The organism is Pseudomonas sp. URMO17WK12:I12 (genome assembly GCF_000514395.1).
GTDB classification, from domain to species: domain Bacteria; phylum Pseudomonadota; class Gammaproteobacteria; order Pseudomonadales; family Pseudomonadaceae; genus Aquipseudomonas; species Aquipseudomonas mucoides.
In genome coordinates this window covers 278,090-297,715 of sequence record NZ_AZVV01000011.1, presented here as the reverse complement: position 1 = coordinate 297,715, position 19,626 = coordinate 278,090, and the positions used below count along the sequence as shown (strand labels likewise).

Here is a 19,626-nt window from a genome sequence, read left to right as displayed (position 1 = left end):
AGACCATGGCACGACTAAAAGAGATTTACTGGAAGGAAATCGCACCGAAACTTAAGGAAGAACTTAAGCTTTCGAACGTGATGGAAGTTCCACGCGTTACAAAAATCACCCTGAACATGGGTCTGGGCGAAGCAGTCGGTGACAAAAAAGTCATCGAGCACGCTGTTGCCGACCTGGAAAAGATCACCGGCCAGAAAGTCGTTGTGACCTACGCTCGGAAATCCATCGCTGGCTTTAAAGTCCGTGAAGGTTGGCCGATCGGCGTCAAAGTGACCCTGCGCCGTGAGCGTATGTACGAGTTCCTGGATCGTCTGCTGTCGATCTCCCTGCCTCGGGTTCGCGACTTCCGCGGCCTGAATGCCAAGTCCTTCGATGGTCGTGGTAACTACAGCATGGGCGTTAAAGAGCAGATCATCTTCCCGGAAATCGACTACGACAAGATCGATGCTCTCCGCGGTCTGGACATTACCCTGACCACCACTGCCAAGAACGATGATGAAGGTCGCGCCCTGTTGCGTGCTTTCAAATTCCCGTTCCGCAACTGATTGGAGTAGGAAAATGGCCAAGATGAGCATGAAAAACCGCGAGCTGAAGCGTCAGCTCACGGTTGCCAAGTACGCCAAAAAGCGTGCAGCACTGAAAGCTATCATCGTTGATCTGAACGCAAGTCCAGAAGCACGTTGGGAAGCTACAGTAGCTCTGCAGAAGCAGCCACGTGACGCAAGCGCCTCGCGCATGCGTAACCGCTGCCGCCTGACCGGTCGTCCACACGGCGTTTACCGCAAGTTCGGCCTCGGCCGTAACAAACTGCGTGAAGCTGCAATGCGTGGTGACGTACCTGGTCTGGTTAAAGCCAGCTGGTAAGCACTATCAAAGTCTCGGTGTTCGGGATCGCAAGATCCTGACCACCGGTGACCTTGAACTTGAATCAAGCCCCTTTTGGGGCTTGATTCATTTGTGGGGTGTGTCTAGAATACCCGGCTCGCCTGAGCCCGTGCTTTTTCCGCATGGATGAGCTCGGCGACAAGTAGTAGCCGCAAGGCTAATTTTTTTGTATTAGGAGCGTCTAGCCCATGAGTATGCAGGACCCGTTAGCGGACATGCTAACTCGAATCCGTAATGCCCAGATGGCTGAAAAGTCCGTCGTAAGCATGCCATCTTCTACTTTGAAGGTAGCTGTTGCCAAAGTCCTGAAGGACGAAGGTTACATTGCGGGTTATCAGATCAGCAGCGAAATCAAACCACTGCTGTCCATCGAGCTGAAGTACTTCGAAGGCCGTCCGGTCATCGAGGAAGTGAAGCGCGTTAGCCGTCCAGGCCTGCGTCAGTACAAGTCCGTCGATGATCTGCCAAAAGTTCGTGGCGGTCTCGGTGTGTCTATCGTCTCCACCAACAAAGGTGTGATGACGGATCGTGCTGCGCGCGCTGCCGGTGTCGGCGGCGAAGTTCTTTGCACTGTGTTCTAAGGGGGGATAAGCATGTCACGCGTCGCTAAGAACCCCGTTAAGCTGCCAGCCGGTGTCGAAGTCAAATTCGCAGGCCAACAGCTTTCGGTGAAGGGTGCCAAGGGCACTCTCGAACTGAACATCCATTCGTCCGTTGAGATCGTTGAAGAAGCTGGTGAGCTGCGTTTCGCTGCTCGCAATGGCGATCAACAAACTCGCGCAATGGCTGGTACCACTCGTGCGTTGGTAAACAACATGGTCCAAGGCGTAAGCCAAGGCTTCGAGCGCAAGCTCCAGCTGGTCGGTGTTGGTTACAAAGCGCAAGCAAAAGGCACAGTGCTGAACCTGGCTCTTGGCTTCTCGCACCCAGTGGATTATGAACTGCCGGAAGGCATCACCGCTGAGACTCCTAGCCAGACCGATATCCTGATCAAGGGCATCGATAAGCAGCTGGTAGGTCAAGTGGCCGCCGAGATCCGCGACTTCCGTCCACCAGAGCCGTACAAAGGCAAAGGTGTGCGCTACGCGGACGAAGTCGTCCGTCGTAAAGAAGCCAAGAAGAAGTAGGGCATAGCAAATGACCGACAAAAAAGTTACTCGACTGCGTCGCGCTCGCAAAGCACGCCTGAAAATGCACGAACTCGAAGTCGTGCGTCTCTGCGTGTTCCGCTCGTCGCAGCACATCTACGCCCAGGTCATTTCGGCCGACGGCAACAAAGTCCTGGCATCTGCCTCGACTTTGGATAAAGAACTGCGTGATGGCGCCACTGGCAACATCGACGCGGCCACTAAGGTTGGCCAGCTGGTCGCTACGCGTGCTAAAGCCGCTGGCGTCTCGCAGGTGGCTTTCGACCGCTCTGGCTTCAAGTACCACGGCCGCGTCAAGGCGCTGGCTGATGCTGCTCGTGAAGCTGGGCTGGAGTTCTAAGTTATGTCAAATAACGACCAAAAGCGCGACGAAGGCTACATCGAGAAGCTGGTTCAAGTTAACCGCGTAGCCAAAACCGTTAAAGGCGGCCGTATCTTCACTTTCACCGCGTTGACCGTGGTTGGTGATGGTAAAGGGCGTGTTGGCTTCGGCCGTGGCAAGTCGCGTGAAGTGCCTGCTGCGATCCAGAAGGCAATGGAAGCTGCTCGCCGCAACATGATCCAAGTTGATCTGAACGGCACCACTCTGCAGTACGCAATGAAGTCCGGTCACGGCGCTTCGAAGGTGTACATGCAGCCTGCTTCTGAAGGTACCGGTATCATCGCTGGCGGCGCTATGCGTGCTGTCCTCGAAGTTGCTGGCGTTCAGAACGTTCTGGCCAAGTGCTACGGCTCGACTAACCCGGTAAACGTGGTTCACGCCACTTTCAAAGGTTTGAAAGCTATGCAGTCTCCTGAATCCATTGCCGCCAAGCGTGGCAAAAGCGTCAAGGAGATCTTCTGATCATGGCTACCGTTAAAGTTACGCTGATCAAAAGCATGACCGGCCGTATCCCTAACCACAAACTGTGCGTTAAGGGTCTGGGTCTGCGTCGCATCGGTCACACTGTAGAAGTACTTGATACTCCCGAGAATCGCGGGATGATCAACAAGGCTTACTACATGCTGCGTGTCGAGGGTTAATCGATGAAACTCAATGATCTGAGTCCAGCGCCGGGTTCCCGTCGCGAAAAGCATCGTCCGGGCCGTGGTATCGGTAGTGGTTTGGGCAAGACCGGTGGCCGTGGCCACAAAGGTCAGTCCTCCCGCTCCGGTGGCACCATTGCTCCAGGCTTTGAAGGCGGTCAACAGCCGCTGCATCGTCGCCTGCCGAAGTTCGGTTTCGTTTCCCTGAAGGCCATGGACCGCGCAGAAGTGCGTCTGTCCGAGCTGGCTAAAGTGGAAGGCGACATCGTCACCGTGCAGTCCCTGAAAGATGCCAACGTGATCAACGTCAACGTTCAGCGTGTGAAAATCATGCTGTCCGGCGAAGTTACTCGCGCTGTCACCATCGGAAAGGGAATCGGCGCCACCAAAGGTGCGCGTGCGGCTATCGAAGCAGCTGGCGGCAAGTTCGAGGAATAAATGGCTAAGCAAGGTGCTCTCTCTGCGCTCGGCAAAGGCGGTATGTCTGAACTCTGGGCTCGTCTGCGTTTTCTGTTCCTGGCGATTATCGTCTACCGAATAGGCGCACACATCCCGGTTCCAGGTATCAACCCGGACCGACTCGCGGACCTGTTTCGACAGAATGAGGGGACCATTCTTAGCTTGTTCAACATGTTTTCCGGCGGCGCGCTGGAACGGATGAGCATCTTTGCACTGGGGATCATGCCGTACATTTCGGCATCGATCATCATGCAACTGATGACCGCCGTCAGCCCGCAGCTGGAACAGTTGAAGAAGGAAGGTGAAGCTGGCCGTCGCAAGATCAGCCAGTACACCCGCTACGGCACTGTCGTCCTCGCTCTCGTTCAGGCAATTGGCATGTCCATTGGTCTGGCAGGGCAGGGCGTTGCGTTCACTGGTGACTTTGGCTTCCATTTCGTCGCGGTATCCACTTTTGTGGCTGGTGCGATGTTCATGATGTGGCTGGGTGAGCAGATTACTGAGCGTGGTGTTGGCAACGGTATCTCGATGTTGATTTTTTCGGGTATCGTCGCCGGTCTTCCGAGAGCGATCGGGCAGTCTTTCGAGTCTGCACGTCAGGGTGATATCAACATCTTCGCCCTGGTTGCCATCGGTTTGCTGGCAGTAGCGATTATCGGTTTCGTGGTGTTCATTGAGCGTGGTCAGCGTCGTATTGCTGTTCACTACGCCAAGCGTCAGCAGGGCCGTAAGGTCTTTGCTGCGCAGACTAGCCACTTGCCGCTGAAGGTGAACATGGCCGGTGTTATTCCGGCCATTTTCGCGAGCAGCATTTTGCTGTTCCCGGCTTCGTTGGGTGCCTGGTTTGGTCAGTCTGAAGGTATGGGCTGGTTGCAGGACATCTCGCAGTCGATCGCTCCTGGTCAGCCGTTGAATATTCTGCTGTTTAGTGCAGGGATTATTTTCTTCTGCTTCTTCTATACGGCGTTGATGTTCAATCCGAAAGACGTAGCGGAAAACCTGAAGAAGTCCGGTGCCTTTATTCCGGGCATCCGTCCAGGTGAGCAGTCTGCGCGCTACATTGATGGCGTTCTGACCCGCTTGACCATGTTCGGTGCTCTTTACATGACGGCCGTGTGCCTGTTGCCCCAGTTCCTGGTGGTTGCAGCAAACGTACCGTTCTACCTTGGCGGGACCTCGTTGCTGATCGTCGTCGTGGTTGTGATGGACTTCATGTCCCAAGTACAATCGCACCTCGTTTCGCACCAGTACGAATCCCTGATGAAGAAAGCCAACCTGAAGGGTTACGGCAGCGGCATGTTGCGCTGAGTACCCATAAGGTTCGAGGAGTTGGTGATGAAAGTTCGTGCATCGGTGAAAAAGCTGTGCCGTAACTGCAAAATTATTCGCCGCGAAGGTGTTGTTCGAGTAATTTGCAGCGCGGAACCGCGTCACAAACAGCGCCAAGGCTGAGTGTGATTGTGCTTCAAGCCCGGTAGCTAGTGCGCTACCGGGTTGATTATTTGTTATTACAGCGATATTATCTCGCGCCCTATTTCTTGGCTTCCGGGGCGTAGGTAGCTGTCAATTGGAGTCCCACTGAATGGCCCGTATTGCAGGCGTTAACATTCCAGATAACAAGCATACTGTTATCTCGCTGACCTACATCTATGGTGTTGGTCGCACTACTGCACAGAAGATCTGTGCAGTGACTGGGGTAAACCCAGCCGCAAAGATCAAAGATCTGAGCGACGAGCAGATTGAACAGCTGCGTGGCGAAGTGGCGAAGTTCACCACTGAAGGTGACCTGCGTCGCGAAATCAACATGAAAATCAAGCGTTTGATGGACCTCGGTTGCTATCGCGGTCTGCGTCATCGTCGTGGTCTTCCAGTGCGCGGTCAGCGTACCAAGACTAACGCGCGTACCCGTAAAGGTCCGCGTAAGCCGATCCGCAAGTAATCGCCCCCGCGAATCGACAGGAAAATTATCATGGCAAAACCTGCTGCTCGTCCTCGTAAAAAAGTTAAAAAGACAGTGGTTGATGGCATCGCCCACATCCATGCATCTTTTAACAACACAATCGTGACCATCACCGACCGTCAAGGCAACGCTCTTTCCTGGGCTACCTCCGGTGGTTCGGGTTTCCGCGGTTCCCGCAAGTCCACCCCGTTTGCTGCTCAAGTAGCTGCTGAACGTGCTGGTCAAGCTGCGCTGGAATACGGTCTGAAAAACCTCGACGTTAACGTCAAAGGTCCAGGCCCAGGTCGTGAATCTGCAGTCCGCGCTTTGAACGGCTGTGGCTACAAGATCGCCAGCATCACCGACGTGACGCCAATCCCGCACAACGGGTGCCGTCCGCCGAAGAAGCGCCGCGTGTAATCCAGGAGATTGTAAAGAATGGCTCGTTACATTGGTCCAAAATGCAAACTCGCTCGTCGCGAAGGCACCGATCTCTTTCTGAAGAGCGGCGTGCGCGCGATCGAATCGAAGTGCAACATTGAAGCAGCACCTGGTATCCACGGCCAACGCCGCGGTCGCCAGTCCGATTACGGCACCCAACTGCGTGAAAAGCAGAAGGTCCGTCGTATCTACGGCGTTCTCGAGCGTCAATTCAGCGGCTACTACAAAGAAGCTGCTGGCAAGAAAGGTGCAACCGGTGAAAACCTGCTGCAACTGCTCGAATGCCGTCTGGACAACGTTGTATACCGTATGGGTTTTGGCTCTACTCGTGCCGAATCCCGTCAGCTGGTATCGCACAAATCCGTCAGCGTTAACGGTCAGACCGTAAACGTACCGTCGTACCAGGTTCGTGCTGGTGACGTGGTCGCGATTCGCGAGAAAGCAAAGAACCAACTTCGCATTGTCCAAGCTCTCGATCTGTGTGCCCAACGTGGCCGCGTAGAATGGGTAGAAGTAGACACTGAGAAGAAGTCGGGCGTTTTCAAGAACGTTCCAGCTCGCAGTGATCTGTCCGCCGACATCAACGAAAGCCTGATTGTCGAGCTCTACTCCAAGTAAGGGCTAGAAAATAGGTGCATCCATGCAGATTTCGGTAAATGAGTTCCTGACACCCCGCCACATTGATGTGCAGGTTGTCAGTCCAACCCGCGCCAAGATCACTCTCGAGCCTCTCGAGCGTGGTTTCGGCCACACCCTGGGCAACGCGCTGCGCCGCATCCTGTTGTCCTCAATGCCCGGCTGTGCAGTAGTCGAGGCCGAGATTGACGGTGTACTCCATGAGTACAGCGCCATCGAAGGCGTACAGGAAGACGTAATTGAAATCCTGTTGAACCTTAAAGGTCTGGCTATCAAGCTGCACGGTCGTGACGAAGTTACGCTGACCTTGTCGAAGAAGGGTTCGGGGGTGGTTACCGCTGCCGATATTCAGCTGGATCATGATGTCGAGATCGTTAACCCCGATCACGTAATCGCTAACCTGGCGTCTAACGGCGCCCTGAACATGAAGCTCACCGTAGCTCGTGGTCGTGGTTATGAACCGGCAGACTCGCGTCAGAGCGATGAAGACGAAAGCCGCAGCATCGGTCGCTTGCAGCTTGACTCTTCGTTCAGCCCGGTTCGCCGTATCGCATACGTGGTGGAAAACGCCCGTGTCGAGCAGCGTACTAACCTGGACAAGCTGGTTATTGATCTGGAAACCAACGGTACCCTGGATCCTGAAGAGGCTATCCGCCGCGCTGCAACCATTCTGCAACAGCAGTTGGCTGCGTTCGTCGATCTCAAAGGTGACAGTGAGCCAGTGGTTGTCGAGCAGGAAGACGAGATCGATCCGATCCTGCTTCGCCCGGTTGACGATCTGGAACTGACTGTACGTTCGGCTAACTGCCTTAAGGCGGAAAACATCTACTACATCGGTGACCTGATTCAGCGTACCGAAGTAGAGCTGTTGAAGACTCCGAACCTTGGCAAGAAATCCTTGACTGAAATCAAGGACGTTCTGGCCTCCCGCGGTCTGTCCCTCGGCATGCGCCTCGACAACTGGCCGCCTGCAAGTCTTAAGAAGGACGACAAGGCGACTGCCTGATCGTCGTAATCACCGAACGTCGTGTTTGGTAAGGAATGAACCATGCGTCATCGTAAAAGTGGTCGTCACCTGAGCCGCACTAGCTCGCACCGCAAGGCCATGTTTCAAAACATGGCAGTGTCGCTGTTCGAGCACGAGCTGATCAAAACTACACTGCCGAAAGCTAAAGAACTGCGTCGCGTTGCTGAGCCGCTGATCACTTTGGCCAAGACAGACAGCCTGGCTAACCGCCGTCTGGCTTTCGACCGTACTCGTTCGAAAGCTATCGTTGGCAAGCTCTTCAACGACCTGGGCAAGCGTTACGCTACCCGTGAGGGTGGCTACCTGCGCATCCTCAAGTGCGGCTTCCGCACTGGCGACAACGCGCCTATGGCGTACGTCGAGTTGGTTGATCGTGCTACTGCCGGCGAAGCTGTATCCGCCGAGTAAGACGTCAGTCTGAAACGAAAAACCGGGCCTAGTGCCCGGTTTTTTGTGCCTGTAAGAAACGCGCGGTTTATACAAGCTTTCCTGCGTTTCATGCCTTCATTCTGTTAACGGCATTCGTTGGTAGTATTTTTCTATTGATCTCTGCAAATTAATGAATTTGTAGCCTTCTTGATCAATGGTCAATACTCCGTCCCAAGCCGATTAGCCGGCAGCTATAGACTGACAAAGGAAGAGATCGCATGAGCCAAAGTAAAACGCTTACCACCGCCAGTGGCGCTCCTGTCGCCGATAACCAGAATTCCCGTTCCGCCGGCCCCCGTGGCCCGCTGCTGCTCGACGACTTTCACCTGATCGAGAAGCTTGCCCACTTCAACCGCGAAAACATCCCGGAACGCCGTGTACACGCCAAGGGCTCGGGTGCTTACGGTACGTTCACCGTCACGCGGGATATCACCGAGTACACTAGCGCCAAACTGTTTGAGTCCGTCGGCAAGCAAACCTCCACTTTCCTGCGGTTCTCCACCGTTGGCGGTGAGCGTGGTTCGGCCGATACCGAGCGCGATCCACGTGGTTTTGCCCTGAAGTTCTACACCGAAGAAGGTAACTGGGACATTGTTGGCAACAACACGCCCGTGTTCTTCATCCGTGATCCGTTGAAATTTCCGGACTTCATCCACACGCAAAAGCGCCTGCCTCAAAGCAACCTGAAAAGTGCGCAGATGATGTGGGACTTCTGGTCGCATTCGCCTGAGGCGCTGCACCAGGTCACGATCCTGTTCTCCGATCGCGGCATCCCTGACGGCTACCGTCACATGCACGGCTTCGGCAGCCACACCTACAGCCTGATCAACGCCAATGGCGAGCGTCACTGGGTGAAGTGGCACTACAAAACCAAACAGGGAATCAAAAACCTCGCTCCGGCAGAAGCGGCACGCCTGGCGGGTACTGATCCTGATTATGCCCAGCGCGATCTGTTCGGCGCGATCGAGCGCGGTGACTTCCCGAAATGGCGCGTGTGCGTACAAATCATGACGGAAGCTCAAGCTGCGGCGCACCACGAGAACCCGTTCGATGTGACCAAAACCTGGTCGCAGAAAGAGTTTCCACTGATCGAAGTCGGTGAGCTGGAGCTCAATCGCAATCCGCTGAATTACTTTGCTGAAGTCGAGCAAGCGGCGTTCGGTCCGAGCAACATGGTCCCAGGTGTCGGCTTGTCGCCTGACCGCATGCTGCAAGGTCGCGTTTTCGCTTACGCGGATGCTCACCGCTACCGTATCGGCACCAATCACCAGCAATTGCCGGTGAACGCGCCTCGCAGCCCGGTGAACAGCTACCAGCGCGACGGTTCGATGGCGTTTGGCAGTAACGGCGGTGCGGCTCCCAACTACGAGCCGAACAGCTATGTTGACGCACCGAAGCAAGCGCCTCGTTATGCAGAACCGCCATTGGCGCTGAGCGGTGCAGCTGATCGTTACGATCACCGCGAAGATACCGACTACTACAGCCACGCCGGTGCGTTATTCCGTTTGATGAACGACGAGCAGAAAGCGCTGCTGGTCAGCAACATTGCCGGTGCGATGGCGGGGGTATCCAGCGATGTGGTTGACCGTCAATTGCAGCATTTCTACAAAGCGGATCCGGCGTACGGAGAAGCAATCGCAACGCTGCTCAACGTACAGCTTAACGAAGTCTAAATGAGAAGCAGAACCGCCCTCGATTGGGCGGTTTTTGCGTTATTTAAACCACTTTTCTCGGAATATCTTCGCTTTTATCGCGCTAGCGGAGTGACCAATCAGTCTTCGTGGTTCAAACTACAGACTTTCAAGCAGGGAGATGTAGGGCGATGCAAGGCCACCCAGACGTAATCGATTACCTCAACACGTTACTGACCGGCGAACTGGCGGCGCGTGATCAATATTTCGTCCATTCGCGGATGTATGAGGACTGGGGTTTCACCAAGCTCTACGAACGTATCAACCACGAGATGGAAGAAGAAGCCGGGCACGCTGATGCCTTGATGCGCCGAATTCTGATGCTCGAAGGCACGCCGCGTATGCGTCCGGACGACCTTGATGTCGGCACCACCGTGCCGGACATGCTCGCTGCCGACCTGCGGCTGGAATATAAAGTCCGGGCCGCGCTCTGCAAAGGCATCGAACTCTGCGAGCAGCACGGAGATTACGTCAGCCGTGAGATGCTGCGAATCCAATTGAACGACACCGAAGAAGATCACACCTACTGGCTCGAAAAGCAGCTAGGCCTGATCAAACTGATCGGTCTGGAAAATTACCTGCAATCGCACACCTGATTCAACGAAGACAAAAAAGCCCCTGTCACCGAGAAAGTGACAGGGGCTTTTTCATGGCCGTGATTCAGGCCTTGTCGCGAGCCAGCAGCGGCTTGAGGTAGAAGCCGGTATGAGACTGCTTCATCTCCGACACTTCTTCCGGTGTACCGACGGCAATAATCTGCCCGCCCTTGGAGCCGCCCTCTGGCCCAAGGTCCACCAGCCAATCGGCGGTCTTGATCACGTCCAGGTTGTGCTCGATCACCACCACCGTGTTGCCGTGGTCGCGCAGTCGATGCAGTACATCAAGCAGTTGCTGAATATCCGCGAAGTGCAGGCCGGTCGTTGGCTCATCGAGGATATACAGGGTCTTGCCGGTATCGCGTTTGGACAGTTCGCGGGACAGTTTCACCCGTTGTGCCTCACCACCGGACAGCGTGGTCGCCGATTGCCCGAGCTTGATGTACGACAAGCCAACATCCATCAGCGTCTGAAGTTTGCGTGCCAGCGCTGGAACCGCGTCGAAGAACACCCGGGCTTCCTCGATAGTCATCTCGAGGGTTTCATGGATGCTCTTGCCCTTGTACTTGATCTCAAGGGTTTCACGGTTGTAGCGCTTGCTCTTGCAGACGTCGCACGGAACGTAGATGTCTGGCAGGAAGTGCATTTCCACCTTGATCAACCCGTCGCCCTGGCAGGCTTCGCAGCGTCCTCCCTTCACGTTGAAGGAGAAACGTCCCGGGCCATAACCCCGTGAGCGAGATTCCGGCACGCCGGCGAACAGTTCGCGAATTGGTGTGAACAGCCCGGTGTAGGTGGCAGGGTTGGAACGCGGCGTCCGGCCGATCGGGCTTTGGTCGATGTCGACGACCTTGTCCAGATGCTCCAGGCCCTTGATGCTGTCGTGCGCGGCGGCCTCAAGCGTCGTGGCGCCGTTGAGAGCCGTAGCGCTCAAGGGGAACAGCGTGTTGTTGATCAGCGTCGACTTGCCGGAGCCGGACACGCCGGTCACGCAGGTCAGCAGGCCTATCGGGATCTCCAGGTCGACGTTGCGCAAGTTGTTGCCACGAGCGCCCTTGAGGGACAGCGACAGCTTCTTGTTACGCGGTGTGCGCTTGGCCGGAACAGCGATCTTCACCCGGCCCGACAAGTATTTGCCGGTCAGTGAGTCAGGGTGAGCCATGACCTCGGCCGGTGTGCCTTCGGCGACGATATGCCCGCCGTGTACGCCAGCGCCCGGCCCGATATCCACCACGTAATCCGCCAGGCGAATCGCGTCTTCGTCGTGCTCGACCACAATTACCGTGTTGCCGATGTCGCGCAGGTGCTTGAGCGTGCCCAGCAGTCGATCATTGTCCCGTTGGTGCAGACCAATCGATGGTTCGTCGAGGATGTACAGGACGCCCACAAGACCGGCGCCAATCTGGCTGGCCAGACGAATCCGCTGAGCTTCACCGCCGGACAAGGTGTCGGCACTGCGATCCAGCGACAGGTAGTCGAGACCCACGTTGACCAGGAACTGCAGGCGCTCGCGGATTTCCTTGAGAATCTTGTCGGCAATTTCGCCACGACGGCCTGTCAGCTTCAGCACGCCGAAGTACTCACACGCGTCGCCAATCGGCAGGTTCGTCACCGCTGGCAGGGTTTTCTCGCCCACCCAGACATGCCGCGCCTCACGACGCAGGCGCGTGCCACGGCAATCCGGGCAAGGCTGGGTGCTGAGGAACTTGGCCAGCTCTTCACGCACCGAAGCGGATTCGGTTTCGCGGTAGCGGCGTTCAAGGTTCGGCACGATGCCTTCGAACGGGTGCGAGCGCTTGACGATGTCGCCACGGTCGTTCAGGTATTTGAAATCGACGTTCTGCGAGCCGCTGCCGTGCAGGATGAACTTCTGCTGATCGGCCGGCAGTTCGTTGAACGGCACTTCCAGGCTGAATTTGTAGTGAGACGCCAACGACCCGAGCATCTGGAAGTAATAGACGTTGCGCCTGTCCCAGCCGCGAATCGCGCCCTCGGCCAGTGTCAGCTCGCCGTTGACCAGGCGCTTGATGTCGAAAAACTGCTTCACGCCCAGGCCATCGCAGGTCGGGCAAGCGCCGGCCGGGTTGTTGAAGGAGAACAGCTTGGGTTCCAGCTCGCTGATGGCATGGCCGCAAATCGGGCAGGCGAAGCGGGCGGAGAAGATTATTTCTTCACCCGGCTCGTCGTCCATTGGCGCTACCAGTGCGATGCCGTCCGCCAGCTTCAGCGCGGTCTCGAACGATTCGGCCAGACGCTGTTGCAGATCGGCGCGGACCTTGAAGCGGTCGACCACGACATCGATCGAGTGCTTCTTCTGTTTATCCAGCTTCGGCAGCTCGTCCAGTTCGCAGAGCCGGCCATTGACCCGGGCCCGCACAAAGCCTTGCGCGCGCAATTCTTCGAACACCGACAGATGTTCGCCCTTGCGCTCGCGGATCACCGGCGCCAGCAGCATCAGTTTGCTGCCTTCCGGTTGGGCGAGGACCAGGTCGACCATCTGGCTGACGGTCTGCGCTTCCAGCGGAATGTCGTGATCCGGGCAGCGCGGAATACCCACGCGTGCATACAGCAGGCGCAGGTAATCGTAGATTTCGGTGATGGTGCCGACCGTCGAACGCGGGTTGTGCGAGGTCGACTTCTGTTCGATCGAAATGGCGGGCGACAAACCTTCGATGGTGTCGACGTCAGGCTTTTCCATCATCGACAGAAACTGCCGGGCATAGGCCGACAGCGATTCGACATAGCGACGCTGGCCTTCGGCGTACAGCGTGTCGAATGCCAGGGACGATTTGCCCGACCCGGACAGGCCGGTGATGACGATCAGCTTGTCCCGTGGCAGGGTCAGGTCGATGTTCTTCAGGTTGTGGGTCCGGGCCCCACGAATCAGGATCTTGTCCAAAGTGGCCTCGCTTGGCGGGCGTCGAAAACGTAGGAGTATACGGCCAAATACTGGATGGATGCACACTATCAAACGAGCGGGTTGATGTCTTACATGAAGAGTCTGTCAGCGGAGCGCGTCAAAGCGTCGCGATATACCCTGTCAATCGATGGGACTGGTAGAATCGCGGCCGGTTCACATGAGGTTTTTCCATGCACGATCCCCACAGCGAACGCATGAGTGGCAGCGAGACCCGCGCAGCAAGCGGGCTGGCCCTGGTGTTCGCCTTCCGTATGCTTGGCATGTTCATGGTGTTGCCGGTTCTGGCGACCTATGGGATGGATCTGGCAGGCGCGACACCGGCCCTCATCGGGCTGGCGATTGGCGCTTACGGCCTGACCCAGGCGATCTTCCAGATTCCTTTCGGTTTCATTTCCGACCGCATCGGTCGTCGTCCGGTGATTTACCTGGGGCTGATCGTCTTCGCCCTCGGCAGCGTGCTGGCGGCCAATGCCGATTCGATCTGGGGCGTTATCGCTGGACGAATCCTGCAGGGCGCCGGGGCGATTTCCGCCGCCGTCATGGCCTTGCTGTCAGACCTGACCCGCGAGCAGCATCGGACCAAAGCCATGGCCATGATCGGCATGACGATTGGTCTGTCGTTCGCGGTCGCCATGGTCGTAGGACCGTTGCTGACCCGTGCCTTCGGCCTGTCCGGATTGTTCCTCGCCACCGGCGGCATGGCGCTGTTCGGCATCGTGATCGTGATGTTCATGGTGCCAAAATCCACCGGGCCGTTGCAGCACCGCGAGTCCGGTGTCGCGCGCCAGGCGCTGATCCCGACGCTCAAGCACCCGGACCTGCTGCGCCTGGACCTCGGCATTTTTGTGTTGCACGCGATGTTGATGTCGAGCTTCGTTGCCTTGCCCCTGGCACTGGTCGAAAAAGCCGGCCTGCCTAAAGAACAGCACTGGTGGGTCTACCTCACCGCGCTGCTGATCTCCTTCTTCGCCATGATCCCGTTCATTATCTACGGCGAGAAGAAACGCAAAATGAAACGAGTTTTATTGGGCGCGGTGCTGACGCTGATGCTCACTGAGCTATTCTTCTGGCAGTTCGGCGATAGCTTGCGGGCTCTGGTGATCGGGACGGTGGTGTTTTTCACCGCGTTCAATCTGCTGGAAGCTTCGTTGCCTTCGCTGATCAGCAAGGTTTCACCGGCAGGCGGCAAAGGCACGGCGATGGGGGTTTATTCCACCAGTCAGTTCCTCGGTTCGGCGCTCGGCGGTATTCTCGGCGGCTGGATGTTCCAGCATGGCGGTCTGTCGATTGTGTTCCTGGGATGCGCCGGTCTGGCTGCCCTCTGGCTGGCCTTTGCTGTTACCATGCGCGAACCTCCCTACGTGACGAGTCTGCGCTTGCCGCTGTCGCCCGAGGCGATCCGCGAAGCGGGTCTGGTCGAGCGCCTGAAGGCTGTCGTAGGGGTAACAGATGCAGTGATCGTCGCAGACGAAGCGGCGATTTACATCAAATTGGACACCGAACTATTGGATCGCACCACCCTCGAGCGCCTGGTGAACAACCCGCCCGAGGCAGCGTGCGTAGCCTAGGAGAACGTTATGGCCCGTGGGGTTAACAAAGTCATATTGGTCGGCACTTGCGGCCAGGATCCCGAAGTTCGCTACTTGCCTAACGGTAACGCCGTGACCAACCTGAGTCTGGCGACCAGCGAACAATGGACCGACAAGCAAACCGGTCAGAAGGTCGAGAAGACCGAATGGCACCGTGTGTCGATGTTCGGCAAGGTTGCGGAAATCGCCGGCGAATACCTGCGGAAAGGTTCGCAGGTGTACATCGAAGGCAAGCTGCAGACCCGCGAGTGGGAAAAAGACGGTATCAAGCGTTACACCACTGAAATCGTGGTCGACATGCAAGGCACCATGCAACTGCTGGGCGGCCGTCCACAACAGGGCGACCAACAAGGCGGGGGCAACAACTACCAGCAGTCCGCCCCGGCTCCACGCCAGCAGGCTCCACGTCCGCAGCAGTCGTCGGCACCGCAACAATCGCGTCCGGCTCCACAGCAGCAGGCCGCGCCTCAGCCGGCTCCGGATTTCGACAGCTTTGACGACGATATCCCGTTCTAAAAAGCGGCGATCCAGTCAGTAACAAAAAAAGCGAAGCCATCTGGCTTCGCTTTTTTTATGGGCGCTATTAACGGGATAACGCGGTGACGTTGGCCCGTGCCGAGTGCAGTTTCTTGTAGCTTTCGATCAACCGCAGGTGCCTGTCGAGCCCCTCCAGTTTCATGTTGGTCGGCGTCAAGCCATGGAAGCGCACGCTGCCGTCCACCGAACCGATGGCTGCGTCGGTACGCTCGTTGCCAAACATCCGGCGGAAATTGGCCTCGTAGTCTTCCAGTTCCAGGTCTTCGTCCAGCTTCATTTCCAGCACCACATTGACGGCCTGGTAGAACAAACCACGTTCAACCGTGTTGTCGTTGTACTGCAGGAACATTTCTACCGCCTCTTTCGCCTCTTCATATTGCTCCAAGGCGAGATAGATCAGCAGTTTCAACTCCAGGATCGTCAGCTGACCCCACGCCGTGTTGTCGTCGAACTCGATGCCGATCAAGGAGGTAATGTCGGTGTAGTCGTCCAGTTCACTTTCCACCAGACGCTCAACCAGCGATTGCAATTCTTCTTCGTCCAGTTGATGCAGGTTGAGGATATCGGCGCGGAAGAATAAGGCTTTGTTGGTGTTATCCCAGATCAGATCATCCGCCGGATAGATTTCCGAATAGTCCGGCACCAGGATGCGGCATGCCGTTGCGCCGATATGCTCGTAGACCGCCATGTACACTTCTTTGCCCATGCCTTTGAGGATGCCGAACAAGGTCGCGGCTTCCTCGGCATTCGAGTTTTCACCCTGGCCGGAGAAGTCCCACTCGACGAATTCGTAATCCGACTTGGAGCTGAAGAAGCGCCACGACACCACACCGCTGGAGTCGATAAAGTGCTCGACGAAGTTGTTCGGCTCGGTCACCGCATGCCCTTCAAACGTCGGCTGCGGCAGGTCATTGAGGCCTTCGAAACTGCGGCCCTGCAACAATTCGGTGAGGCTGCGTTCCAGTGCCACTTCCAGGCTCGGGTGCGCGCCGAACGAGGCGAACACGCCGCCGGTGCGTGGGTTCATCAGCGTGACGCACATCACCGGGAATTCACCGCCCAGGGACGCATCTTTCACCAGCACCGGGAAGCCTTGCTCTTCCAGCGCCTGAATACCAGCCAGTATGCCGGGGTACTTCGCCAACACCTCGGCCGGCACATCCGGCAGGGCAAATTCGCCTTCGATGATTTCGCGTTTGACCGCGCGCTCGAAGATCTCCGACAGGCACTGTACCTGGGCTTCGGCCAGCGTGTTGCCGGCGCTCATGCCGTTGCTCAGGAACAGGTTTTCAATCAGGTTGGACGGGAAATACACCACCTCGCCGTCCGACTGACGAACATACGGCAGCGAACAGATGCCGCGCTCTTCATTGCCCGAGTTGGTGTCGATCAGATGGGAGCCGCGCAGTTCGCCGTCGCGGTTGTAAATCTTCAGGCAGTATTCGTCGAGAATTTCCGTGGGCAGCGCGTCCTTGCGGCCAGGCTTGAACCAGCGCTCGTCCGGGTAATGCACAAACGGCGCGTTGGCGATGTCTTCGCCCCAGAACTGGTCGTTGTAGAAGAAGTTGCAGTTCAGACGTTCGATAAACTCGCCCAGCGCCGACGCCAACGCGCTTTCTTTGGTGGCGCCTTTGCCGTTGGTGAAACACATCGGCGAGTGTGCATCGCGGATGTGCAGCGACCACACGTTGGGCACGATATTGCGCCACGAAGCGATTTCAATCTTCATGCCCAGGTCCGCCAGAATGGCCGACATGTTGGCGATGGTTTGTTCCAGCGGCAGATCCTTGCCCGCGATATAGGTGTGCGCCTCGGAATTGGAGGCCGGCATCAACAACGCCTGGGCATCGGCGTCGAGGTTGTCCACTTCTTCGATCACAAACTCAGGCCCGGCTTGCACCACTTTTTTAACGGTGCAACGGTCGATGGAGCGCAGGATGCCCTGGCGGTCCTTGTCGGAGATGTCCGCCGGCAACTCGACCTGAATCTTGAAAATCTGGTTATAGCGGTTTTCCGGGTCAACAATGTTGTTCTGCGACAGGCGGATGTTTTCGGTGGGAATACTGCGAGTGTCGCAGTACAACTTCACGAAATAGGCCGCACACAACGCCGATGAAGCCAGAAAGTAATCGAACGGACCCGGTGCCGAACCATCGCCCTTGTAGCGAATCGGTTGATCGGCGACCACGGTGAAGTCATCGAACTTTGCTTCAAGCCGAAGGTTGTCGAGAAAGTTGACCTTGATTTCCATGGGGGATTACCAGAATAACGGGCTAGACGAATTGGCCGCCATTATCCGGCTTTTCAGGCGTATGTCTTGTCGTTGTCGGATCCGGAGTCTGGTTTACGCCTGTTTCAACCTGGCGCCCGATACACGGTATCGGGCGTTTGATGAGCGATTTGATGCTCAGTCGAGGATCAGGTGTGGCAAAAAGCGGCTCGAATCCTTGGTGATCAAGCTGTTGTCTTCCCGCACGCCAATCCCGGCCGCCTGATCGCCAATCACCCAAGAACCGATCAGCGTGTAGCTGTCGCCAAATTTAGGCAGCGGCGCAAATTCCTGAAGGATAAACGGCGCGTCGGTGTAGGGGCCGTCCTCTTTCACGATCAGACCGTCGGCCGTTTGCAGCTCGATGTTGGCGCCTTCGCGGGAGAAGAACGGTTTGCGCACCCAGCCCTTGGGCACGGCTTTGTTCGGATCCGTGTCCAGATGCGCCGCGAGCAGGTTCGGGTGACCTTTATTGAATTCCCACAGCAACGGCAGGATGCCCTTGTTGGAAATAATGGATTTCCACGCGGGCTCAAAAAACTGCGTATCACACTGGGCAATTGCGGCACCGAAGGGCTCGTGGAAGATGAATTCCCAGGCGTGCAACTTGAACAGATGAGGAATCCAGCGATCCTCAAGATCGACGAAGCGTCCGTCACTGGTCAGGCCGATGTCTTCGATGTCGATGTGCCGTGATTCGATGCCGACCTTTTCCGCGACCAGCCGCAGGTAATCGGTGGTGCCCTTGTCTTCGACCGAGTGTTTCATCGAGGCGAAATAGAACGGCTGCTTCAACTGCAACTGGGCAAAAGCCTGATGCAGTTTGGTGTCGATGCTGTTGAACTGGTCGGCCTGCTTGGGCACCAGACCACGCTCGATGCATTGTTCCAGCCAGCCCCATTGAAACGCAGCGGCCTCATACAGGCTGGTCGGCGTGTCGTAGTTGAGTTCCAGCAACTTGGCCGGCCCGGTGCCGTTGTAGGAAAAATCCATGCGCCCATACAGGTGCGGGTGGCCTTCGAGCCATGACGTGCGAATCATGTCGTAGAACGCCGGAGGAATACTCAGGCGCTCGAGCAATTCCTCGTTTTGCACCACCCGGGCGACCATGTCCATGCACATCTCATGGATCTCGGTGGTCGGGTCTTCCAGATCCTTTTCGATCTGCTTGAGCGTGAACTGGTAATACGCGCGCTCGTCCCAGTAGGGTTCGTCGTCGATGGTGTGAAACAGAAAGCCGAGACCTTCGGCGGTCTGTTTCCAGTCATGACGCTCTGCGCAATGGATTTTCTTCATGGCCCGGTTTCCTTAACTGCTCGACCCGCCGCCCCAGCCGCTGCGCGCACTGGCCTTGCTGCCAAAGCCGCCACGCGACGTCGACGAGGCAACGGAAGAAACCGGCTTGCTGGCCGATTTGCTGATGGTGGAGCTGTAACTGCTGCCGGATCGCGCCTGGTTGGAGCGGCCAAACGTTGAACCGTTGGCGACGCGCTGACTGAGTGTTGAATTGCCGTAGTTACCGCGATCGTCGCGGTAGCGGTACACCGGCTGCGAGTAATAGCTGTTGCGGTTGTTGCTCAGCATGTTGCCGATCAACAGCCCGGTCAGCAGGCTGCTGGTGGAGAAGCCCGAACCGCCGGTGTTGGCTTCCGAAGCCGGCAATTGCGCCTTGGCGGCGTCGACCTGGGACTGCGTCACCTGGCCATCGGCAGTCAGCTCGAAGCCGCCGAGCCGGGGAATGAACTTGCCGGTCGACTCCTGCTGGCACCAGTCGGCGACGAAGTCGGCATCGCAATCGGCCTGGTTGTCGTACACCGGCGCAATGCGGCGATGTTCGGCCATGGCGGTCATGTAGGCGTCTGAGCAGACGTCTACCGGGAGCTTTTCATCGGCGCATTGCTGGACGGACTGGAAGTTGTACTTCTTCTGCACCGCGTAGGTTTTTTCCGTTGGCCCGCAACCGGATATTGCCATGGCGACCGATGCGGCCAGCGAGAGCTGAACGTACTTGCTTCGTTTCATCAGGATCTCCGC

Annotated in this window: 23 protein-coding genes; 19 read left to right on the top strand and 4 right to left on the bottom strand. The window is 56.9% G+C overall.

The window, feature by feature from the left end; all coding sequences use genetic code 11:
* Positions 1–5 precede the first annotated feature (5 nt).
* The 17 genes from rplE to bfr all read left to right on the top strand — a co-directional run bounded on the left by rplE (position 6) and on the right by bfr (position 10,277).
* A complete protein-coding gene (gene rplE / locus D882_RS0117180; protein ID WP_003176415.1) occupies positions 6–545 on the top strand; it encodes a 50S ribosomal protein L5 in 540 nt (179 codons plus the stop codon).
* 13 nt (positions 546–558) lie between these two features.
* On the top strand, positions 559–864 hold the full coding sequence (gene rpsN / locus D882_RS0117175) for a 30S ribosomal protein S14 (RefSeq protein WP_003176414.1): 306 nt from the start codon (positions 559–561) through the stop codon (positions 862–864).
* 209 nt (positions 865–1,073) lie between these two features.
* A complete protein-coding gene (gene rpsH / locus D882_RS0117170; protein ID WP_003186040.1) occupies positions 1,074–1,466 on the top strand; it encodes a 30S ribosomal protein S8 in 393 nt (130 codons plus the stop codon).
* A 12-nt stretch (positions 1,467–1,478) separates the two neighbouring features.
* The gene (gene rplF / locus D882_RS0117165; protein ID WP_003176412.1) at positions 1,479–2,012 is read left to right on the top strand and encodes a 50S ribosomal protein L6; all 534 of its coding nucleotides are present in this window, start codon (positions 1,479–1,481) and stop codon (positions 2,010–2,012) included.
* 10 nt (positions 2,013–2,022) lie between these two features.
* Positions 2,023–2,373, top strand: coding sequence for a 50S ribosomal protein L18 (gene rplR, locus D882_RS0117160; protein WP_003186037.1), 351 nt, complete (start codon positions 2,023–2,025; stop codon positions 2,371–2,373).
* Positions 2,374–2,376: 3 nt separating this feature from the next.
* Positions 2,377–2,877: a 30S ribosomal protein S5 gene (gene rpsE, locus D882_RS0117155; protein ID WP_007943782.1), complete on the top strand. Its 501-nt coding sequence runs from the start codon at positions 2,377–2,379 to the stop codon at positions 2,875–2,877.
* Between the two features lie 2 nt (positions 2,878–2,879).
* On the top strand, positions 2,880–3,056 hold the full coding sequence (gene rpmD / locus D882_RS0117150) for a 50S ribosomal protein L30 (RefSeq protein ID WP_003186033.1): 177 nt from the start codon (positions 2,880–2,882) through the stop codon (positions 3,054–3,056).
* A gap of 3 nt (positions 3,057–3,059) precedes the next feature.
* Entirely contained in the window at positions 3,060–3,497 is a 438-nt protein-coding gene (gene rplO / locus D882_RS0117145; RefSeq protein ID WP_007896782.1) for a 50S ribosomal protein L15, read from the top strand.
* Positions 3,498–4,826 carry a preprotein translocase subunit SecY gene (gene secY, locus D882_RS0117140; protein ID WP_003228718.1) on the top strand — a complete coding sequence of 443 codons (1,329 nt, stop codon included), beginning with the start codon at positions 3,498–3,500 and terminating at the stop codon, positions 4,824–4,826. It abuts the gene before it with no gap.
* A gap of 27 nt (positions 4,827–4,853) precedes the next feature.
* The gene (rpmJ, locus tag D882_RS0117135) at positions 4,854–4,970 is read left to right on the top strand and encodes a 50S ribosomal protein L36 (protein ID WP_002555468.1); all 117 of its coding nucleotides are present in this window, start codon (positions 4,854–4,856) and stop codon (positions 4,968–4,970) included.
* Positions 4,971–5,100: 130 nt separating this feature from the next.
* Positions 5,101–5,457 (top strand): 30S ribosomal protein S13, encoded by a 357-nt coding sequence (gene rpsM / locus D882_RS0117130; protein ID WP_003186020.1) that lies wholly within the window; start codon positions 5,101–5,103, stop codon positions 5,455–5,457.
* A gap of 30 nt (positions 5,458–5,487) precedes the next feature.
* Positions 5,488–5,877: a 30S ribosomal protein S11 gene (rpsK, locus tag D882_RS0117125; RefSeq protein ID WP_002555466.1), complete on the top strand. Its 390-nt coding sequence runs from the start codon at positions 5,488–5,490 to the stop codon at positions 5,875–5,877.
* A gap of 18 nt (positions 5,878–5,895) precedes the next feature.
* Positions 5,896–6,516, top strand: a complete 621-nt coding sequence (gene rpsD, locus D882_RS0117120; RefSeq protein ID WP_003210056.1) for a 30S ribosomal protein S4 — start codon at positions 5,896–5,898, stop codon at positions 6,514–6,516.
* Between the two features lie 22 nt (positions 6,517–6,538).
* A complete protein-coding gene (gene rpoA / locus D882_RS0117115) occupies positions 6,539–7,540 on the top strand; it encodes a DNA-directed RNA polymerase subunit alpha (RefSeq protein ID WP_003186012.1) in 1,002 nt (333 codons plus the stop codon).
* A gap of 42 nt (positions 7,541–7,582) precedes the next feature.
* Complete coding sequence (rplQ, locus tag D882_RS0117110; protein ID WP_007918448.1) at positions 7,583–7,969, top strand: 50S ribosomal protein L17; 387 nt, start codon at positions 7,583–7,585, stop codon at positions 7,967–7,969.
* Positions 7,970–8,208: 239 nt separating this feature from the next.
* On the top strand, positions 8,209–9,663 hold the full coding sequence (locus tag D882_RS0117105) for a catalase (RefSeq protein ID WP_027924377.1): 1,455 nt from the start codon (positions 8,209–8,211) through the stop codon (positions 9,661–9,663).
* 149 nt (positions 9,664–9,812) lie between these two features.
* Positions 9,813–10,277 carry a bacterioferritin gene (gene bfr / locus D882_RS0117100; protein WP_027924376.1) on the top strand — a complete coding sequence of 155 codons (465 nt, stop codon included), beginning with the start codon at positions 9,813–9,815 and terminating at the stop codon, positions 10,275–10,277.
* A 64-nt stretch (positions 10,278–10,341) separates the two neighbouring features.
* Here bfr and uvrA read toward each other — a convergent pair whose 3' ends face one another.
* Positions 10,342–13,176, bottom strand: coding sequence for an excinuclease ABC subunit UvrA (uvrA, locus tag D882_RS0117095; protein ID WP_027924375.1), 2,835 nt, complete (start codon positions 13,174–13,176; stop codon positions 10,342–10,344).
* Positions 13,177–13,367: 191 nt separating this feature from the next.
* On the opposite strand from uvrA, the gene D882_RS0117090 reads away from it, so the two are divergent.
* Complete coding sequence (locus tag D882_RS0117090; protein ID WP_027924374.1) at positions 13,368–14,765, top strand: MFS transporter; 1,398 nt, start codon at positions 13,368–13,370, stop codon at positions 14,763–14,765.
* Positions 14,766–14,774: 9 nt separating this feature from the next.
* Entirely contained in the window at positions 14,775–15,302 is a 528-nt protein-coding gene (locus D882_RS0117085; protein ID WP_017341065.1) for a single-stranded DNA-binding protein, read from the top strand.
* A gap of 67 nt (positions 15,303–15,369) precedes the next feature.
* Here the strand turns inward: D882_RS0117085 and D882_RS0117080 are convergent, their stop codons facing one another.
* From D882_RS0117080 to D882_RS0117070, 3 genes are all read right to left on the bottom strand, one after another.
* A complete protein-coding gene (locus D882_RS0117080; protein ID WP_027924373.1) occupies positions 15,370–17,574 on the bottom strand; it encodes an OsmC domain/YcaO domain-containing protein in 2,205 nt (734 codons plus the stop codon).
* 156 nt (positions 17,575–17,730) lie between these two features.
* Entirely contained in the window at positions 17,731–18,888 is a 1,158-nt protein-coding gene (locus D882_RS0117075) for a glutathionylspermidine synthase family protein (protein ID WP_027924372.1), read from the bottom strand.
* 12 nt (positions 18,889–18,900) lie between these two features.
* Positions 18,901–19,614: a DUF1190 domain-containing protein gene (locus tag D882_RS0117070; protein WP_027924371.1), complete on the bottom strand. Its 714-nt coding sequence runs from the start codon at positions 19,612–19,614 to the stop codon at positions 18,901–18,903.
* Positions 19,615–19,626: the final 12 nt, after the last annotated feature.

What these genes read in the sequence shown, in the direction of transcription:
- rpsD (WP_003210056.1), top strand. Translation starts at nt 5,896, where the DNA reads ATGGCTCGTTACATTGGTCCAAAATGCAAACTCGCTCGTCGCGAAGGC.
- rpsK (WP_002555466.1), top strand. Translation starts at nt 5,488, where the DNA reads ATGGCAAAACCTGCTGCTCGTCCTCGTAAAAAAGTTAAAAAGACAGTG.
- D882_RS0117080 (WP_027924373.1), bottom strand. Translation starts at nt 17,574, where the DNA reads ATGGAAATCAAGGTCAACTTTCTCGACAACCTTCGGCTTGAAGCAAAG.
- secY (WP_003228718.1), top strand. Translation starts at nt 3,498, where the DNA reads ATGGCTAAGCAAGGTGCTCTCTCTGCGCTCGGCAAAGGCGGTATGTCT.
- D882_RS0117070 (WP_027924371.1), bottom strand. Translation starts at nt 19,614, where the DNA reads ATGAAACGAAGCAAGTACGTTCAGCTCTCGCTGGCCGCATCGGTCGCC.
- rpsN (WP_003176414.1), top strand. Translation starts at nt 559, where the DNA reads ATGGCCAAGATGAGCATGAAAAACCGCGAGCTGAAGCGTCAGCTCACG.
- D882_RS0117075 (WP_027924372.1), bottom strand. Translation starts at nt 18,888, where the DNA reads ATGAAGAAAATCCATTGCGCAGAGCGTCATGACTGGAAACAGACCGCC.
- rpmD (WP_003186033.1), top strand. Translation starts at nt 2,880, where the DNA reads ATGGCTACCGTTAAAGTTACGCTGATCAAAAGCATGACCGGCCGTATC.
- rpsE (WP_007943782.1), top strand. Translation starts at nt 2,377, where the DNA reads ATGTCAAATAACGACCAAAAGCGCGACGAAGGCTACATCGAGAAGCTG.
- D882_RS0117085 (WP_017341065.1), top strand. Translation starts at nt 14,775, where the DNA reads ATGGCCCGTGGGGTTAACAAAGTCATATTGGTCGGCACTTGCGGCCAG.
- rplR (WP_003186037.1), top strand. Translation starts at nt 2,023, where the DNA reads ATGACCGACAAAAAAGTTACTCGACTGCGTCGCGCTCGCAAAGCACGC.
- rpsH (WP_003186040.1), top strand. Translation starts at nt 1,074, where the DNA reads ATGAGTATGCAGGACCCGTTAGCGGACATGCTAACTCGAATCCGTAAT.
- rplF (WP_003176412.1), top strand. Translation starts at nt 1,479, where the DNA reads ATGTCACGCGTCGCTAAGAACCCCGTTAAGCTGCCAGCCGGTGTCGAA.
- rpoA (WP_003186012.1), top strand. Translation starts at nt 6,539, where the DNA reads ATGCAGATTTCGGTAAATGAGTTCCTGACACCCCGCCACATTGATGTG.
- rplQ (WP_007918448.1), top strand. Translation starts at nt 7,583, where the DNA reads ATGCGTCATCGTAAAAGTGGTCGTCACCTGAGCCGCACTAGCTCGCAC.
- rplO (WP_007896782.1), top strand. Translation starts at nt 3,060, where the DNA reads ATGAAACTCAATGATCTGAGTCCAGCGCCGGGTTCCCGTCGCGAAAAG.
- rplE (WP_003176415.1), top strand. Translation starts at nt 6, where the DNA reads ATGGCACGACTAAAAGAGATTTACTGGAAGGAAATCGCACCGAAACTT.
- bfr (WP_027924376.1), top strand. Translation starts at nt 9,813, where the DNA reads ATGCAAGGCCACCCAGACGTAATCGATTACCTCAACACGTTACTGACC.
- rpsM (WP_003186020.1), top strand. Translation starts at nt 5,101, where the DNA reads ATGGCCCGTATTGCAGGCGTTAACATTCCAGATAACAAGCATACTGTT.
- rpmJ (WP_002555468.1), top strand. Translation starts at nt 4,854, where the DNA reads ATGAAAGTTCGTGCATCGGTGAAAAAGCTGTGCCGTAACTGCAAAATT.
- D882_RS0117090 (WP_027924374.1), top strand. Translation starts at nt 13,368, where the DNA reads ATGCACGATCCCCACAGCGAACGCATGAGTGGCAGCGAGACCCGCGCA.
- D882_RS0117105 (WP_027924377.1), top strand. Translation starts at nt 8,209, where the DNA reads ATGAGCCAAAGTAAAACGCTTACCACCGCCAGTGGCGCTCCTGTCGCC.